This is a genomic window from Roseovarius sp. (assembly GCF_018066915.1).
Classification (GTDB): domain Bacteria; phylum Pseudomonadota; class Alphaproteobacteria; order Rhodobacterales; family Rhodobacteraceae; genus Roseovarius.
Map to the genome: position 1 here is coordinate 1 of NZ_JAGPVV010000023.1, position 17,526 is coordinate 17,526.

Annotated in this window: 16 protein-coding genes, 1 tRNA gene and 1 pseudogene; 9 read left to right on the top strand and 9 right to left on the bottom strand. The window is 64.2% G+C overall.

Annotation, left to right across the window (positions count from 1 at the left end; genetic code table 11):
• Positions 1–284 (top strand): TOBE domain-containing protein (locus KBT70_RS01280; protein ID WP_296627861.1); only part of this gene is annotated, 284 nt, incomplete at its 5' end.
• A 6-nt stretch (positions 285–290) separates the two neighbouring features.
• Here the strand turns inward: KBT70_RS01280 and KBT70_RS01285 are convergent.
• Positions 291–977 carry a GntR family transcriptional regulator gene (locus KBT70_RS01285; protein ID WP_296627862.1) on the bottom strand — a complete coding sequence of 229 codons (687 nt, stop codon included), beginning with the start codon at positions 975–977 and terminating at the stop codon, positions 291–293.
• Between the two features lie 126 nt (positions 978–1,103).
• On the opposite strand from KBT70_RS01285, the gene KBT70_RS01290 reads away from it, so the two are divergent.
• The 8 genes and pseudogenes from KBT70_RS01290 (at position 1,104) to KBT70_RS01325 (ending at position 8,503) form a co-directional block, all read left to right on the top strand.
• On the top strand, positions 1,104–1,802 hold the full coding sequence (locus KBT70_RS01290) for an aspartate/glutamate racemase family protein (protein WP_296627864.1): 699 nt from the start codon (positions 1,104–1,106) through the stop codon (positions 1,800–1,802).
• Between the two features lie 32 nt (positions 1,803–1,834).
• Positions 1,835–3,211 carry an NCS1 family transporter gene (locus KBT70_RS01295; protein ID WP_296627866.1) on the top strand — a complete coding sequence of 459 codons (1,377 nt, stop codon included), beginning with the start codon at positions 1,835–1,837 and terminating at the stop codon, positions 3,209–3,211.
• Positions 3,212–3,292: 81 nt separating this feature from the next.
• Positions 3,293–4,381 (top strand): annotated as a pseudogene (gene puuE, locus KBT70_RS01300) (allantoinase PuuE); the annotation flags it as partial.
• A 62-nt stretch (positions 4,382–4,443) separates the two neighbouring features.
• Positions 4,444–4,938, top strand: coding sequence for an ureidoglycolate lyase (locus KBT70_RS01305; protein WP_296627868.1), 495 nt, complete (start codon positions 4,444–4,446; stop codon positions 4,936–4,938).
• Positions 4,935–5,753, top strand: coding sequence for a bifunctional allantoicase/(S)-ureidoglycine aminohydrolase (locus tag KBT70_RS01310; RefSeq protein WP_296627870.1), 819 nt, complete (start codon positions 4,935–4,937; stop codon positions 5,751–5,753). The genes KBT70_RS01305 and KBT70_RS01310 overlap by 4 nt, the downstream gene beginning before the upstream one ends.
• Positions 5,754–5,843: 90 nt before the next feature.
• The gene (locus KBT70_RS01315) at positions 5,844–7,286 is read left to right on the top strand and encodes an NCS1 family nucleobase:cation symporter-1 (RefSeq protein ID WP_296627872.1); all 1,443 of its coding nucleotides are present in this window, start codon (positions 5,844–5,846) and stop codon (positions 7,284–7,286) included.
• A 96-nt stretch (positions 7,287–7,382) separates the two neighbouring features.
• Positions 7,383–7,458 (top strand) — tRNA-Val (locus KBT70_RS01320).
• A 496-nt stretch (positions 7,459–7,954) separates the two neighbouring features.
• The gene (locus KBT70_RS01325) at positions 7,955–8,503 is read left to right on the top strand and encodes a fasciclin domain-containing protein (RefSeq protein ID WP_296627874.1); all 549 of its coding nucleotides are present in this window, start codon (positions 7,955–7,957) and stop codon (positions 8,501–8,503) included.
• A gap of 131 nt (positions 8,504–8,634) precedes the next feature.
• Here the strand turns inward: KBT70_RS01325 and KBT70_RS01330 are convergent, their stop codons facing one another.
• The 8 genes from KBT70_RS01330 to KBT70_RS01365 all read right to left on the bottom strand — a co-directional run.
• Positions 8,635–9,681 (bottom strand): beta-eliminating lyase-related protein, encoded by a 1,047-nt coding sequence (locus KBT70_RS01330; protein WP_296627876.1) that lies wholly within the window; start codon positions 9,679–9,681, stop codon positions 8,635–8,637.
• On the bottom strand, positions 9,681–10,151 hold the full coding sequence (locus KBT70_RS01335) for a YcgN family cysteine cluster protein (RefSeq protein ID WP_296627877.1): 471 nt from the start codon (positions 10,149–10,151) through the stop codon (positions 9,681–9,683). The genes KBT70_RS01330 and KBT70_RS01335 overlap by 1 nt, the downstream gene beginning before the upstream one ends.
• On the bottom strand, positions 10,148–11,086 hold the full coding sequence (locus KBT70_RS01340) for a bifunctional riboflavin kinase/FAD synthetase (RefSeq protein ID WP_296627879.1): 939 nt from the start codon (positions 11,084–11,086) through the stop codon (positions 10,148–10,150). The genes KBT70_RS01335 and KBT70_RS01340 overlap by 4 nt, the downstream gene beginning before the upstream one ends.
• Positions 11,087–11,128: 42 nt before the next feature.
• A complete protein-coding gene (locus tag KBT70_RS01345) occupies positions 11,129–14,479 on the bottom strand; it encodes an efflux RND transporter permease subunit (protein WP_296627881.1) in 3,351 nt (1,116 codons plus the stop codon).
• 5 nt (positions 14,480–14,484) lie between these two features.
• Complete coding sequence (locus tag KBT70_RS01350) at positions 14,485–15,936, bottom strand: HlyD family efflux transporter periplasmic adaptor subunit (RefSeq protein WP_296627883.1); 1,452 nt, start codon at positions 15,934–15,936, stop codon at positions 14,485–14,487.
• Positions 15,937–16,041: 105 nt separating this feature from the next.
• Positions 16,042–16,584 carry a molybdenum cofactor biosynthesis protein B gene (gene moaB / locus KBT70_RS01355; protein WP_296627885.1) on the bottom strand — a complete coding sequence of 181 codons (543 nt, stop codon included), beginning with the start codon at positions 16,582–16,584 and terminating at the stop codon, positions 16,042–16,044.
• A gap of 4 nt (positions 16,585–16,588) precedes the next feature.
• Positions 16,589–17,206 carry a LysE family translocator gene (locus KBT70_RS01360; RefSeq protein WP_296627890.1) on the bottom strand — a complete coding sequence of 206 codons (618 nt, stop codon included), beginning with the start codon at positions 17,204–17,206 and terminating at the stop codon, positions 16,589–16,591.
• Positions 17,206–17,526 (bottom strand): uracil-DNA glycosylase (locus KBT70_RS01365; protein WP_296627887.1); only part of this gene is annotated, 321 nt, incomplete at its 5' end. The genes KBT70_RS01365 and KBT70_RS01360, both read right to left, overlap by 1 nt.

Genomic DNA, 17,526 nt, shown 5'->3' on the forward strand with positions numbered 1-17,526 from the left:
ACCCCGGTGCCAGCCTGCGCATCCGCATCGCCGCCCATGACGTGATCCTGTCGCGCACCCGGCCTGAAGGCCTCTCGGCGCTCAACATCCTGCCCGGCATCATCCAGGAAATCCGCCCCGGTGGTGGCCCCGGTGCCATCGTGGCGATTGATACCGCCGCTGGCCGGGTGCTATCCCGCGTCACGCGCCGCTCCGCTGCGGCCATGGGCCTTGCCGTGGGTCAAGACGTGCATGCCGTGGTCAAGGCCGTCGCCGTCGCCACAACCGATATCGGCGCGTCCTGACCTGCATCACCCCGTCGCGCGATCCGGGGGAAAGATCATCGAGAGCGGCCCGACGCGCGGGGCCTCTTCGCCAAATGCGATCTCGCCTTCGATGTGGCGCAGGTGGTGATCCACCCTCTCCTGCGCGCCCGCCTCATCCCGGTCCACGATACTCTGGACAATGCGCGCGTGTTCGTCATCCGAACACAGGCTCGCCGTCTTGGACCCATAAAGACCGATGATCAGCGAGGTGCGCATGGTCAGTTCCGCCAGATAATGCTCCAGCACCGAATTGCGCCCGATCCGCGCCAAGAGCATGTGAAACGCGCGTGAGGCGCGAATCGCCTTGGGGCGGTCATTCTGGCTCCGAATCGCGTCCTCGGTCGCCAGATGCGCGCGCAGACTGGCAATGTCCGAGTCATCGGCACGGCGCACCACGTTGCGGATGATCGTGGCCTCGATGGCGCGGCGGGCCTGAAACACATCGCGCGCCTCGTCCTCGGACGGGGTGGATACAAACGCCCCCCGGTTGGGGATCAGATCAACCACCTGATAGGCCGCCAGCGTCGCAAGCGCGCGGCGTACATGCGCGCGATTGCAGGAAAAAAGATCACTCAGCGCCTGTTCGCCCAGCTTGGTCCCCGCCCGGAGCCGCTGATCCGAGATGGCATCCAGCACATGCTCGACCAGCACAGTTTCCGGGGTGTCAGACATACGGCGCTCCATTCCTTGACTGCGGGAAAACTTGCATTTTCAGGCGACAAAATCGACCGGAAAAATTGTCTGTTTAAATTGTTAACAATTTATGTTACTCAAGTGTCAGTTCAAGTGGAGGAGCCCATGAAAATCTTTGTCATCAACCCGAATTCGACCACGAGCATGACCGACAAGATCGCGGCCTCTGCACGGGCCGTGACCGCTCCCGGTGTCTTGATCGAGGCGCGTTCAGGCATAGGCGCCCCCGCCAGCATCGAAGGCCATTACGACGAGGCGATGGCGGTGCCGCGCCTGCTCGATCAGGTCCGCGCGGCCGAGGCGCAAAATGCTGACGCCATTGTCGTGGCCTGTTTCGATGATCCCGGCATCGGCGCCTGCCGCGAGATTGCCACCGGTCCGGTGATCGGCATCTGCGAGGCGGCGGTCAAGGCGGCCAGCATGATTGCCACCTCCTTCAGCGTGGTCACGACCCTGCCGCGCTCGGTGCCGATCATCGAAGAGCTGGTGCGCCGCTATGGGCTCGACCACCAATGCCGCCGCGTGCGCTCGGCTGCGATCCCGGTGCTGGCGCTCGAAGAACCCGGATCGAACGCCCGCCAACTGGTGCGCGCCGAAATCCTCAAGGCGATCGAGGAGGATCGTTGCGAGGCCGTGGTTCTGGGCTGTGCCGGCATGGCCGACCTTGCCGCATGGCTGACCGAAGAAACCGGAATCCCCGTCATCGACGGCGTGACTGTCGCCACGAAATTCGCCGAAGCCCTCGTGGGCGCCGGGCTCAAGACCAGCAAGATCGGCGCCTACGCACCACCAAACCCGAAATAAACCCGAAATAATGCATCTCAGGGAGGAGAGTCATGACAATTTCAGATACAAACCGGGGTGTTTTGCCGCATGACAGGCATATGCCCGAGGTGATCGAACACAAGGGTCTGGGCGAGGAATCGCTGGCCCCCCAGAAAACGCGGATCATGGACCCGTGGTCCTATCTCTTTGCCTGGCTCGGCGGCTGCGTGTCCATCGGCACCTTTACCATCGGCTCTGGCCTCGTCGGCACGCTGAACCTCTTGCAAGTGTTTCTGGCCATCGCCATCGGCTGCACGGTCATTGGCCTCGCGCTGATGATCAACGGGGCGGCGGGGCACAAATACGGCATCCCGATGATGGTGCAACTGCGCTCGGCCTTCGGCTTTTCCGGCGCGCGTATCCCGGCGTTGGTGCGCTCTGTTCCCGCCCTCGTCTGGTTCGGCTTCCAAAGCTGGATCGGCGCGGGCGCGCTCAATCTCGTGAGCGAGACACTCTTTGGCTATTCCAATATCGTTGTGTTCTTCGTGGGCTTTCAGGCCTTGCAAATCATGCTCTCGGTCCTGGGCTTTCACGGCATCAAATGGCTCGAAAATATCGGGTCCGTGTTCATCATCGGCGCGCTGATTTACATGTTCACCTCTGTCATCGGCAAATATGGCGATGAAATCAGCACCAATCTGATCAATGTCGAGGGCACATGGGGCGCGCCGTTCTGGGGGGCGACCATGCTCTTTCTGGGCATCTACGCCACGATGATGCTCAACGTCTCGGACTATAGCCGCGAATTGCGGCAGGATGTCGGGCGGGTGCGCCAAGTGGTGATCTATGCCAACTCGATCCTGCCTGCGACGCTCTTTATGGGCCTGATCGGCCTCATGGTCTCGAGTGCGACGGGCGAGGTTGACCCCATCCGCGTCTTCTCGAACGCGGTCGACAACAAGCTCTTGCTGGTCGTCACGCTCCTCTTCATCGCCTTTGCGCAGGTCACGACCAACATTCTCAACAACGTCGTGCCGCCCGCCTATGCGCTGATGGATGTGTTCAAACTGAGCTACAAGACCTCTGCCGTGATCGTCGGTCTCTTGGCCTTTGCCACTTTCCCTTGGGAACTGGTCAAGAACGAATCCGCGGCTGGTCTCAATCTCTTCATCCAGACCTATAGCGCCTTCCTTGGGCCGATCTTTGCGATCCTCGTGGTGGATTACTACCTGCTGCGCCGCCAGACGCTCGATCTTGAGAAACTCTATGACGAGAGCGGCGATTACGCGGGCTACAACCCCGCCGCCCTCATCGCCATGGCGGTGGGCGTGGTCGCGGCGCTGACCTTCTCGGCGGTCTCTTGGTATGCCAGCCTGATCCCGGCGGGTGTCACCTACTATGTGCTGATGCGGCACCTGCCCGCCGCGCGGCGGTTCCTCGACCGCTGAGGCACCCCAGACGGGGACAGGGGGCCACGTGCCCCCTGTCCCTGCGTTTCTTTCCAAACCAAGATCCCCGGAGTTGACGACATGACCCGCTATCCCCGAGATTTGCGCGGCTACGGCCCCCAGACGCCCGATCCGAAATGGCCCGGCGGGGCGCGCATCGCGGTGCAATTCGTGCTCAACTACGAAGAGGGCGGCGAGAATTGCCTCCTGCATGGCGATGCCGCGTCAGAGGCGTTCTTGTCGGATATTCCGGGCGCCGCCCCTTGGCCCGGTCAACGTCACTGGAACATGGAGTCGGTCTACGACTATGGCGCGCGCGCCGGGTTCTGGCGTCTGCACCGCCTCTTTACCGGGATGGACATCCCGCTCACCATCTACGGCGTCGCCTCTGCCCTCGCGCGCAACCCCGAACAGGTGGCCGCGATGCAGGAGGCTGGCTGGGAAATCGCAAGCCACGGCCTCAAATGGATCGAGCACAAGGACATGCCCGAGGCCGAGGAACGCGCCGCCATCGCCGAGGCGGTGCGCCTGCATACCGAGGTCACGGGCACCCGCCCGCGCGGTTGGTATACCGGCCGGTGCAGCGTCAATACCGTGCGGCTCGTGGCCGAAGAGGGCGGTTTCGATTACATCTCGGATTGCTATGACGATGACCTGCCGCATTGGCGGGAATACGGCGCGCGCGACCAGTTGATGATCCCCTATACGCTCGAATGTAACGACATGCGCTTTGCCGCCTCGCCCGGTTGGGTGACGGGCACGGATTTCGAATCCTATCTGACCGACACCTTTGACACGCTCTATGCCGAGGGGCAGGCGGGCGCGCCCAAGATGATGACCGTGGGCCTGCATTGCCGCCTCATTGGCCGCCCCGGCAAGATCGCAGGCCTGCGCCGGTTTCTGGACCACGTTCAGCGCCACGAGGGCGCATGGTGCCCGCGCCGGATCGACATTGCCGCGCATTGGGCGAAAACCCATCCGCATACCCGGCTGGAGCGGCCCAGCCAGATGGACCACCCCCGCTTTGCCCAAGTGTTCGCCCCGCTGCTCCCCGCCCCGTGGATCGCGGACCGCGCATGGCATCTAGAGCTTGGCCCCGCCCATGACAGCGCGGTGGGGCTGCTCAGCGCCTTTGTCCGCGTGCTGCGACAGGCCACCCCGGCAGAGCGCGGCCATTTGACACCTGCGCAGCTTGAGGCCGACACCCTCCCACGCTTGCAGGCGCTCTTGCCATGACCGCGCCCCTTATCGCCCAGCCCCTGACCGCTGCCGACTTTGCCCCTTACGGCGATGTGCTTGCGGTGGATGGTTCCCCCGACCGGATGATCAACGCAGGCCTCTGCGGGCGCTTTCATGATCGCGCCCGGCTCGAATTTCTGGACGGGCGCGCCGGGATCAGCCTCTTTGATGCCGAGGCCCGGCACCTGCCCTATTCGCTCGACCTGATGGAGCGGCACCCAATGGGGTCTCAGGCATTCATCCCGCTCGACGGCGTGCCGATGCTGCTCTGCGTGGCGACGGATGAGGCGGGACGCCCCGCGCGCCCGTGCGCCTTCCTCAGCCAGCCGGGGCAGGGGGTCAATCTCCTGCGCAATGTCTGGCACGGGGTTCTGGCCCCCATCGGGCGCGCCGGACGCTATGCCGTGATCGACCGGATCGGCCCCGGCGACAATCTCGAAGAATTTCATTTTGACCAGCCCCTCACCGTAGAAGGACCGCGCCCATGACCAAGCGCAGCTATTACGCCCCCCAAGGCGGCCTGCCGCCGCAAACCCAGCTTCTGACCGGCCGCGCCGCCTTTACCGAGGCCTATGCCGTCATCCCGCGCGGCACCATGAGCGACATCGTAACGAGCTATCTGCCCTTCTGGGACAAGGCGCGGTTCTGGGTTCTGGCGCGACCGCTCTCGGGCTTTGCCGAAACCTTCTCGCAATATATCGCCGAGGTGCAGCCGGGTGGCGGCTCGGACCGCCCCGAGACCGAAGAGGGCGTCGAAGCGGCGCTCTTCGTCGTGACAGGCACGTTGCGCCTCAGCATCGACGGGCAGGCGCAGGACATGGCCGAAGGCGGCTTTGCCTATATCCCACCGGGCACCGCTTGGACGCTGCGCAATACGGCCGACACACCCGTCAAATTCCACTGGATACGCAAGGCCTATCAGGCCGTCGCCGGTCTCGATCATCCCCCCGCCATGGTGGTCAATGAAAACGACATCGCGCCTGTCCCCATGCCCGACACCAACGGCGGCTGGGCCACGACCCGCTTCATGGACCCCGCCGACCTGCGTCACGACATGCATGTCACCGTCGTCACCTTTCAGCCCGGCGCGGTGATCCCCTTTGCCGAAACGCATGTGATGGAACACGGGCTTTATGTGCTCGAGGGCAAGGCAGTCTACCGCCTCAATCAGGATTGGGTCGAGGTCGAGGCCGGCGATTTCATGTGGCTGCGCGCCTTCTGCCCGCAGGCCTGCTACGCGGGCGGTCCGGGGCCGTTTCGCTATCTGCTCTACAAGGATGTGAACCGGCATATGGCGCTGTGAAGCGAGGGCGCTGCCCCCGGATCCCCGAGGTATTTCGGGCCAGATGAAACGTCACGAAAATCAAGAATTCGATCGGTCAGGGAGGAAAAAATGACAGCAATCGAACAGGGGCACGTGCCCAAGGGCAATACCATGGACCCCGAGGGCAATACCCTCAATCCGGTCGGCGCGAATGAAAAGACATGGGGATGGTTCGCCATCTTCAACGTCTGGGCAAATGACGTGCAGTCGCTCTTTGGCTACTCGCTCGTCGCGTCGCTCTTCATCTCGTATGGGGTCAGCGGCTGGACCGCCTTTGCTGCCCTCATCGCGGCGGGGCTCTTTACCATGTGGATGGTCAATCTCTCGGGGGCTGCGGGCGAGAAATACGGCATTCCCTACCCGGTGCTGGCGCGCGCCAGCCTTGGCACCAGCGGCGCGAAACTGCCTGCGATCCTGCGCGCCACGGTGGCGGTGTTCTGGTACGGCGTGCAGGTCTACTTCGCCTCGACGGCGGTGGCCCTTCTGATCCGCTCGATCACCGGGGCCAGCGGCGGCGCGGAAATCCTAGGCCTCACCGGCATCGACTGGCTCTCGTTCTTCGTCGTCTGGGCCTTTCATATCGTCATCTTCTGGCGCGGCATGAACTGGGTTGAGACCTTTCTTAACATCGCCGGCCCCTTCGTCTATCTGGTGATGATCGGCCTTGTTATCGTGCTCTGGCAGCGCTCGGATGGGCAGCTTTTGTCTGCCGCAGGCACGATCTTTGCCAATCCGGATGCAACCTTTGCCAGTGAATTCAACGGCTTTGTCGCCATCGTCGGCACCATGGTGGCCTATTTCGCCGCCGTGATGATCAACTTCAGCGACTTTTCCCGCTATGCCAAGGACAGGCCCGCCATGCTCTTGGGCAACCTCACCGGATTGCCCTTCAACATGATCCTCTTCTCGGCTCTGGCGCTTTTGACCACGGCCGGGGCGGCGGTGGTCTTTGGCGAGGCCATCACCAACCCGAGCGAGATTGTCGAGCGCACCGACTCTGTGATTTTGGGGATCATCGCGGCGATCACCTTCTTTGCTGCGACCGTCGGCATCAACCTTGTCGCCAATTTCATCCCGGCGGTGAACGGCATAGCCAACCTCGCCCCCGGCAAGATCAGCTTTCGTCAGGCAGGGCTGATCACCTCGGTCTTCGCGCTCATCATCGGTGGCCTCTGGACCAGCTTCATCAGCGAATTCGGCATCAGCGGCTTCGTCAACACGCTCGGCGCCACGCTGGCCCCGATCTTTGGCATCATGATCGTGGATTACTACGTCCATCGCAAAGGCCATCTCGACCTTGATGATCTCTATGACATGCAGGGCGGGCGCTATCACTACCAGAACGGCTGGAACCGCACCGCAGTCACGGCCTTTGGCCTTGCGGCGGTGTTTTCGGTGGCGACCGTCTGGGTGCCGTGGTTCGGGTTTCTCTCGGGCTACAACTGGGTGATCGGCGCGGTCTTGGGCGGCGGGCTCTACACCCTGCTCGCCAAAGCCCCGGCGCGGGTCTGACCTAGCCTACCGCGCGCGGCGATCAGGCCCCAAGCCCGCCCGCCGCGCGCAAACCCTCTTGCGCCGACGCAGCACCTTGGCTATCAGGCAGCCCACGGGTGATTAGCTCAGTTGGTAGAGCGCTTCGTTTACACCGAAGATGTCGGGAGTTCGAGTCTCTCATCACCCACCATACCAACCTTCTCAATTTTCTCAGACGCTTGGCTCTTCCCTTTTCGCCATTCGCGTATGGATTTACTGTTCTTTGCCAATGGTGTGTCCCCGTCCGCGCCCGCATGGCAGCTTTGGGTGAGGCGCGCAAACCAGGGTCAGGCGTCAGGGTCCTTGTGCGATCCTTCCGGGTCAAGGGCGCCGCAATGTGTTCCAGACTGTTTCGTCGGCCCCCTTGAACGGCCTGCCATCAGCCCGGCGGGACCAAACAGGTCCGCAGGAGAGAGCAAGGCAAAGATTGCACCTTCACGCCCAATCTGCGCGTTCTTTCACGGGTAAAATTCCAGCGGCTTGCCCAATGATCAGAGCTTTAACTCCCGCAAGCTTATCCTTGTAAGGGGCGGTTCGGATGCTCTGGTGAAATAAACTTTGGGCAGTCTGAAACTTTTGCGTCTTGGCTGACGTGGCTTTCCCATCAGCGGCTCAGACGAGCCTTTGAAAACAAGGGAGAACGACCAATGACCTTCAAAACCTTTCTGAGCACGGCCACCGCCATTGCCCTTGGCACCGCCGTTTATGCCGCCAACCCAACAGTGGGTGGCGAGCCGATGCTCATAGAGCGCAACATCATCGAGAATGCTGTCAATTCGCCGGTCCACACGACGCTGGTTGCGGCGGTGAAAGCCGCAGATCTTGTCGAGACACTGCAGGGGCCGGGGCCGTTTACCGTGTTCGCGCCGGTGAACGATGCGTTTGCGGCCCTGCCCGCAGGCACGGTCGAGACGCTGCTGATGCCAGAGAACAAGGCCATGCTGCAAAAGGTCCTGACAGCTCATGTGGTCGCTGGTGACTGGTCTGCCGCCGACATCATCGCCGCCGCGCGCGCCAGCAAAGATGGCTTTTACCACTTCAACGCCGTGTCGGGCGATGCCCTGTCGGCGCAGGTCAAAGGCAACAACGTCTACATCATTGATGAAAGCGGCAACGCAGCCCGTGTCACGGTGGCTGATGTAGACCAATCCAACGGCGTGATCCACGTGATCAACGCTGTTCTCGTGCCAAAGTAACACCCCCACACCGGCACGGGATCTGCCCCTCCGCCGCACGGATGGCGGGGGGGCTATACGCAGCTTAATGCGGTTATACTTTCTGAAAACCCATGCTCACGCCGATCAGTGTCGGGTGTGCGTCGGTCGCCTCAGCCCCGCGCAATCTCCAGAAACCGCGCGATCTGTTCCTCTGTCACAGACCAGTCGCACACGAACCGCGCCATCAAGGGCTCATCGCCCGCGCCGCTCTCCAATGGCCCCTCATAGAGCCCATAGACCGCCCCTGCCGCCTTGAGCCGCTGATGCGTGGCGCGGGGCAGGCGGGCAAAGATCATGTTGACGGCGCGCTCAAACACCATCTCTGCCCCCGGCACGTCGCGCAATCCCGCCTCGAGCACCGCCGCGCGGGCATTGGACACCTGTGCCGTCTCCAACCACAGGTCATCGCGCAAATAGCCCAGCATCTGCGCCGATAGATACCGATGTTTCGACACCAGATGCGCCGACCGCTTGCGCCGCAACTCGAATTCCCAGGCATTCTCGGGGTTGAAGAAAATCACCGCCTCGACCCCCAGACAGCCATTCTTGGTGCCACCCATGCTGACCGCGTCAATGCCCACCTTCCATGTCATCTCGGCGGGGGTGCAGCCCAGCGCCGCCACCGCATTGGCAAAGCGCGCCCCGTCCATGTAGCAGGGCAGCCCATGATCGCGCGCGACCCCGCAGAGCGCCGCAATCTCGGTGCAGGTGTAAATCCGCCCGCGCTCCGTCGCTTGCGTCAACGCCAGCGGCCCATGCTGCGGATTATGCACATCGCCCGCCGGCCAGAGTGCAATCGCGCGCGCCAGATCCTCGGGCGTCATCTTGTCCGCCTCCCCCACAAGGCTCAGCTTGGCCCCGCCGGTGAAAAACTCGGGCGCGTTGCATTCATCCACATGGATATGCGACAGCGGCGTGCAGAACACGGTCTGCCACGGCTCCGAGAGGGTCGCCAGCGCCAGCGCATTGGCCGCCGTGCCCGTGGCCACCAGATAGACACTGGCCTGCGGTGCCTCGAACAAATCGCGCAGCCGGTCGCACACCTCGAGCATCGGTGCCTCGGTGCCATAAGACGGCATATGCCCGATATTCACCTCGGCCATCGCCTGCATCACACCGGGCAGCGCCGGACCGGAATTGTCAGAGGCGAATTGCATCAGAGCGGCTCCTCGATGATATGATCTTCCCAATCGTCCTCGGGCACCTCGAACTCGGGCAGGGTCCGGTGCCGCATCGACACGCCCGCCTCATGCACGCTGTTCGCATCGCCGGAGATCAGCGGGTGCCAGGGAAACAGAGGCTTGCCCAGATACAGCAGCTTGTAGGCGCAGGTTTCGGGCAGCCAATAGGCATGGCTCTCGATCGTATGCGGCTTGAGCGTGATGCACTCGGGCACGAACTGATGCCGGATCGGGTATTGCGCACAGAGGCAGGTGGTATCGTCAAACAGGCGACAGGCCACGCGGGTAAAGGCGACCTCGCCGGTCTCCTCATCCTCCAGCTTGTTCATGCAGCATTTGCCGCAGCCATCGCACAGCGCCTCCCATTCCGCGCGCGTCATGCGGTCAAGGCGCGTGGTTTCCCAGTAACGCGGGCGCAATCCGCTGCGGTTGATGGGATCGCTCATAGCGCGGCCAGAATGGCGCGGGCGCGCAGGCAATCGGCATCCATCTGCGCGATGAACGCCTCGAGACTGTCGAATGTCGCCTCGGGGCGCAGGTAGTCTATCAGCCCGACCGACAGGTTGGCCCCATAGAGATCACCGGTAAAGTCAAAGATGAAGGTTTCGATATTGGCCTCTTCGCCCTGAAACATCGGCCGCACACCGAGCGAGGCCGCGCCATGATACTGCCCCTTGTGCGGCCCATCCAGAACATCGACCAGCACGGCATAAATGCCGAACTTGGGCGGATGCAGCCCCTTGATCGACATATTCGCCGTGGGATAGCCCAGCGTGCGCCCGCGCTGTTCGCCGCCAATCACCGGCCCGTCGATCCTGTGCCAATGGCCCAGCATGGCGGCGGCGGCGCGCGGCTCGCCAGCACTCAGCGCGGCGCGGATCGCCGTGGATGACACCTGCCCGCTCTCGCCCTCAAGAAGCGTGGCGATGGTCACGCCAAACCCCATTTCGTCGCCAAACTCTTGCAGCATCGCGGCATTGCCCGCCCGTCCTTTGCCAAAACAGAAATCCGATCCCACCACCACATGCCGCAGGCCCAAACCATCGCGGATCACAGTCTCTGCAAAGGCGCGCGGGCTCAACGCCGCCAACCCTGCGTTGAAATTGATCTCATAGAGCCGCTCAACCCCCAGCTTTTCCAGCCGATGCGCCCGCGCCTCGCGGCCCATCAAGCGAAAGGGCGGCGCGTCAGGCGCGAAATACTCGCGCGGATGCGGCTCGAAGGTAAGAATCCCCAAGGGCGCGCCAATGCGCTCGCCCGCCGTGCGCGCCAGTTCGATCACCGACCGATGGCCGACATGCACGCCATCGAAATTGCCGATGGCGGCGCTCGCGCCCCGGTCGGCGTCAGTGACATAGGTGTAATCGCGGATGATACGCATGGGCAGAGGGGTAGCGCCGCGAGGCCGCCTGTGCAAGAGCGATCAGGCGCTGCGCGGGCGGCGAACCGCGGTGACAAGATAGACCAGCACGAGGCAAAGCGCGCTGCCCATCAGGAAAAATGCCAGCGCCGCGCCCATCGGCGGCAAGGGCATCAGCCCTGCCAGCGGCCCCGGCAAATCCCCTGTCACCAGCACCCAGCCCATCGTCGCCCCGAACCAACCCAGCACCATCGCGAGCCCCGCGCCAAGCACGCCCTGCAACCCGGCCCGACGCCCGCGCAGCCCCCGGCGGAGCGCGGTTATGGGCCGCGACAGGTCCCGCCCGATGGCCAAGAGCGCCGGCACCACCAAAAGCACCAGCACCATCCCGAACCCAAGCCCGTAAACCAGCGTGATCACCGTCGGCTTGAGAAATTGCGCCTGAGTCGAGCGTTCAAAGAGCAAGGGCGCCAGCCCCAGAACCGTCGTCAGCGTGGTCAGCAGAACCGCGCGCAACCGGTCCGCGGTGCCTTCGATAATAGCCGGGATCAGGCCCCGCGATTGCGCATGTTCGTCAATCGACGTGACCAAAACGATGGAATCGTTGATGATGATGCCGGTCATGCCCAACAATCCCACCACCGTGAACATCGACAGCGGCACATCCCATTGCGCATGGCCCCAGATGGTGCCCACCAGACCAAAGGGAATGATCGCCATCACCACCATGGGCCGGGTCCAACTCGCAAACACCAGCGACAGCACCAGATAAATCCCCAAGAGCGTCGCCATCAGCCCCAGCCGGGCATCGGCCATGAACGCGTCTTCCTGCTCGTTGAGCCCCGCCAGCCGGTATTCCACCTGATAGCGCGCCGCCACATCGGGCAGGATTTCAGCCTCCAGCGCGCGGGAAATCTCGGCGGCGCGCGCGGGGTCATCCTCGGAGATATCGCCCGTCACCGTCACCAGTCGCAGGCCGTTTTCCCGCCGGACCGAGGCAAAGCCGGTGCGCGTCTCGACGCTGACCAGATCGACCAGCGGCACATATTGCCCGCCCGGTGTGCGCAACTGCATCCGTTCCAGAAAATCGGCGGTCAATTCCCCCTCGGGCAGTTCCACTCGCACCTCTGCCGACCGTGGCCCGTCGGGATATGTGGCGGCCTCGATCCCGCTCACCCGGTTGCGCAGGGTCTGCCCCAGATCGTCGATGGTAAAGCCAAGCGCCGCCCCCTGTGGCGTGAGGTCGAGGATCAACTCGGCCTTGTCATAGGCCAGACTATCCTCCAGCCCCGAGACCTCGGGATACCGCGCCAGCGCTCTTTTCAGCGCCTCGGCGGCGGATTTGAGCTGTTCTGCCTCCGCCCCGTATAGCTGCACGTCAAGCGCATCGCCTCCCGGCCCCGCCCGCGACCCGCGAAAGCTCAGCGTTTCGGTCAGCGGATGCTGGACCACCCGCTCTTGCAGGTCGGCGACAAAGGCGAAACTGGAATAGGGCCGCAGATCGGCGTCGATCAACTCGATGGAAATCCCGCCCAAAAGATCGGCCTCGCGCGTGTCCGACCCCGACAGGCCGCGTCCCGCAGCGCCCCCCAATTGTGCCACCACATAGGCCAGCGGGTTTGCCCCAAGCTCGGCCTCGTATTCCGCACCCAGTTCCTCGGCGGCCTGCTGCAACGCGCGCATCTGCGCCAGCGTGTCTTCGCGCGTGGCCCCCGGCAGCATCGCGAAATTGCCCGTGACGCTGCCCTGTTCCGGCGCGTTGAAAAACCGCCACGTCACATCGCCGCGCACGAAACTCGCCACTTGCGTCGCCAACAGCAGCACCGCCGCCGCCAACACCGCATAACGGCCCCGGATCACCCAGCCGATAAGCGGGCGAAAGGCACGGTCGCGAAATGCCTGAAAGCCCCGGTTCACCACCCGGCTTGGGATGTCATACCAATGCACCTTGGCCGAATGGGCCAGCGCATGCGCCATATGGTTGGGCAGGATCAGGAAACACTCGATCAGGCTCGCCACCAGCACGGCAATCACCGTGAAGGGAATGTCGTAGATCAGATCGCCAAACCGTCCGCCAATGACCACCAGCCCAAAGAACGCAATCAGCGTGGTCAGCGTCGCGGCAAAGACCGGCAGCGCCATGCGCCCGGCGGCGCGTTCCGCCGCAACCATCGGCGGCTCGCCCAGTTTGCGATGCCGCGCATCGGCATGTTCGCCCACGACGATGGCATCATCCACCACAATCCCCAGCGTGATGATCAGCGCAAAAAGCGAGATCATGTTGAGCGTGAGACCGGCGGCATACATGATCGCCATCGCCGCCAGCATCGCCACCGGAATCCCCGCAGCCACCCAGAACGCCGTGCGCGCGTTGAGAAACAGAAACAGCAACCCCACCACCAGCGCCAGACCCGTCAGCGCATTTTCGACCAGCATCTTGATCCGGCCTGATATCGCCTCGGCCCGTGTGCGGATGAGGTCGATACTCACCCCCTCGGGCAGGGTGTCGGCCATGCGGTCCGCCACCTCCTGCACCTTGGCCTGAATATCAAGCGCATCACCCCGCGCGGATCGGTCCACCCGCACGCTCATCGCCGGGGCATCGTCGACGAAATAGGCCAGCGCCCGCGTCGCGCCTTCGATGCGGACCCGGCCCACATCGCCCACCCTCAGCGCGCTGCCATCGGGGCCAATCCGCAGCGTGATCGCCGCAATATCGCGCGCGCTGCGCTTTTCCGTGCCCGTGCGCAGGCGGGTGTTGGCCCCGGTCATGTCCCCCGCCGGATCGGCGGTGATTTCGGCGGCAATGGCGGCGGCAATCTCGGCCATGGTGATGTCATTGGCAATCAGCGCCTGTCCCGGCACCTCGATCACGGTCTCGGGTGCTGCCACGCCTTCGATCGTGGTGCGCGTCACCCCGGCATCAAAGAGCCGCGCCACCAGTTCATCCGCCAGTCGCGCCAGTTGTTCCGTGCCCACCGGCCCGGTGATCACCACATCCGTCACCTGATCGCGCCACGCGCCGCGCCGCACCACCGGCTCTTCGGCCTCGTCGGGCAGGGTGGTGATGATATCAAGTGCGGCTTGCACCTCGTCCGCCGCGCGGCCCATATCCCAGCCCGGCTCGAACTCGAGCGTTACCAGCGCGCTGTTCTCGCGGCTGAGCGAGGTGGCGGCCTCGACCCCCTCGACGGCCAAGAGCGCCGGTTCCAGCACCTGCACGATGCCCCCGTCCACATCCTCGGCGCTCGCCCCCTCCCAGGCGACCGACACGGATACATTGTCGATCACCACATCGGGAAAGAATTGCGCCCGCATTCGCGGCAAGGCCATGAGCCCCAGCGCCACCATCAGCACCAAGAGCAGATTGGCCGCCGTGCGGTGCCGCGTGAACCAGGAAATCAGCCCCGCCATGCCCCTCAGCCCCCGATGCGGCGTTCCAGCCGTTCCACCGTGCTCAGCGAGACCTCGGGTTGTTCCAACTGCGCCAAGAGGCGGCGCTTGGCCTCGTCCGGCATATCGGTGCTGGCCTCGACATAGGCCATCAGGCGCGCGCGCCTGTCCGGGCTGAGCGTGACGGTGTCCGCCTCAGGCACGGCCTCGGCACTCTCGAGTTTGCGCACCTTGATGCCCGCGCCCAGAACCGGCGTGCGCTCGGCCACCACATCGCGCCCCGCCAGCCCCGGTGCCGCGACCAGAATATCATTGCCCTGCCGCCGCAAGAGCGTGACCGCCACCGCCTCCAGCCGCTCCTCCGCGCCAATCACCAGCACCTGACCATCCGGCCCCAGCGCCGTCGCAGGCAGGCGAATGGCGGCGGCCAGCACCGGCTCTTCAACCGTCACAGTCACGAAATCGCCGGGCTTCATCGCGGGCGCGGTCTCGAGCGTGGCAAAGATCAGCCGCCCGCTCTCGCCCTCGGCCAGTGCCGCACCCTGCCGCGTGATCCGCCCCACAGCAGTCAAATCCAGCCCGCCGGTGTCGAGCGCCACCGTCACGGTCGCGTCAATCAACCCGCCGCTCTCATCCAAGAGCCGCGCATATTGCGCGGTCGAGACGCGAAACGCCACCTCGAGCGCCGCGCCATCCACCAGTTGCGCCAGTTGCTCATTGGCCGCCACCAGACGCCCCGCAACCACGCTCACCTCACTCAGCGTGCCGGTAAATCCTGCGGTGATGCGCGTCTCCGCCAGCCGCCGCTCGGCCTCGGACAGCGCCAGTTCGGCCCGCGCCGTGGATGTCGCCGCCTGATCTATCCGCGCCTCCGCCAGCGCCAGCGCCTGACGGCTGGCCAACACCGCCTGCCGCGCCTGCACCACGTTGAATTCGGCGCTTTCCACGGCCGTGAGCGTGCCCACGCCGCGCGCCTCCAGATCACGCTGCCGCGCCAGCGCGCGATCCTGAATTTCGGCCTGCTCGCGACGTGCGGCCAACTCGTCCCGCGCCAGATCGAGGGCGCGCGCCGCTTCGCGTGCCTCGGCTTGGGCATCCATCAGGTCGGTGCGCGCCCGCTCCAGCGCGCTTTCGGCATCCGCAGGGTCGATCCGCGCCAGAAATTGCCCGGCGCGCACCATGCCGCCTTCGACGAATTCGGGCGCCAACTCGGTGATCACCCCGGTTGCCTGCGCGCGGATTTCCAGCGTGCGGCGGCTCTCGATCTGGCCAAAGGCGGTGAGGGTGGGCGTGATCTCGGCCTCGACCGCGCGCACTGTGCGCACGGCAAAGGCCCGCTCCTTGCGCTCGGGCACCCGCACCTCACGCGCCATGCGCTCTTGCACCGCGCTGACCACGGTCTGCCCGGCATAGGCCAAGAGGCCCAAGGTCAGGGATAGCAGAAAGAGCCCGATCAGGCCCTGACGCAGAAACCGCATGGTGCGCAACCTCTTGAACCGGCCCCGCTGGCTGGCTGATCCGTGTAATGTAACCCCGGCCCGCAGAATGCCAAGCCAGTCTCAGAGGTCATACGCCGCCGCCCGTCACTTCCGGCGCTTGTGCTCGTCCAGACGCGGCATGATCTCTACGAAATTGCAGGGCCGGTGCCGATAATCGAGCTGATATTTCAGGATTTCGTCCCAGGCATCCTTGCACGCCCCCGGACTGCCGGGCAGCGCAAAGAGATAGGTGCCCCCCGCCACGCCCCCCGTGGCGCGGCTCTGCACCGCCGAGGTGCCGATCTTCTGCATCGACACGATGGTAAAGACCGTGCCAAAGGCGTCGATTTCCTTCTCATAGACATCGCGATGTGCCTCGACCGTCACATCGCGCCCCGTCAGGCCCGTGCCCCCGGTGGAAATCACCACATCCACCTCCGGATTGGCGATCCACTCGCGCAATTGTTCGGCCACCTGATCGCGCTCATCCCGCACGATCATGCGATCCGCAAGGATATGCCCCGCCTCCTCGATCCGCGCCACCAAGGTATCGCCCGAGCGGTCATCAGACATGTCGCGGCTGTCCGAAACCGTCAGAACGGCGATCCGCACGGGGATAAACTCCTTGCTCTCGTCAATTCGGGACATAGGGTCAACTCCTCTGCATGAGTGCCAGACGCGCGGCCAGCGCGGTAAAGATCGTGGCCGAGGCAATCCCCAGCCCCCGCGCGAACCGTGGCGAGGTCGCCAGACGCCGCCCCAGCCCCCCGGCGAAAACCCCGACCGCACCATTGATCACAAACCCACCCACCGCGAGGATCAAGCCAAAGATCAGGAACTGCGGCAGGATGGCGCGTGCGGGATCAACGAATTGCGGCACAAAGGCCAGCACAAAGAGAATGACCTTGGGATTGAGCAGGTTGACCATCATCCCTTCACGAAAGGCACGCGTCCCCCCCATCACCCGCGCATCGGGGCGCAATGGCCCCATCCGCAGCGCGCCCCAGGCCAGCCACAAGAGATAGCCCACCCCCAGCCAGCGGATCACGTCCAGAACCACCGGCTGCGCGGCGATGGCCGCCGCCAGACCCAGCCCCGCCAGCGTCACATGCACCATGCCCCCCGCAGAAATCCCGGCACTCGCGGCCAAGGCCGGGCGCGGCCCCGCGCGCAATCCCAGACCCAGGCAGAACATCATATCCGCCCCCGGCGTGAGGTTGAGCGCGAGGCCCGCCGGGACAAACGCCAAAAGCGTCAAAGGATCGACGATCACGTCGCCACCTCTCGCAACCGCGCCTTGAGCGCCAATAAATCCGCCCAGGCCTCGCGCTTGGCCGCAGGCGTGCGCAAGAGATAGGCAGGATGAAACATCGGCAACGCAGGCGTGCCATAGGCCTCGGCCCATTGTCCGCGCAACCGGGTGATGCCGTGCCGGCCAAGACCTGCCTCACAACTGATATTGCCCATGAGCACGATCACCGCCGGGTTCACCAAGGCCACATGCCGCGCCACAAACGGGCGCATCATGGCGATTTCCGCAGGTTCAGGGTCGCGGTTCTGTGGGGGCCGCCACGGCAGGACATTGGTGAT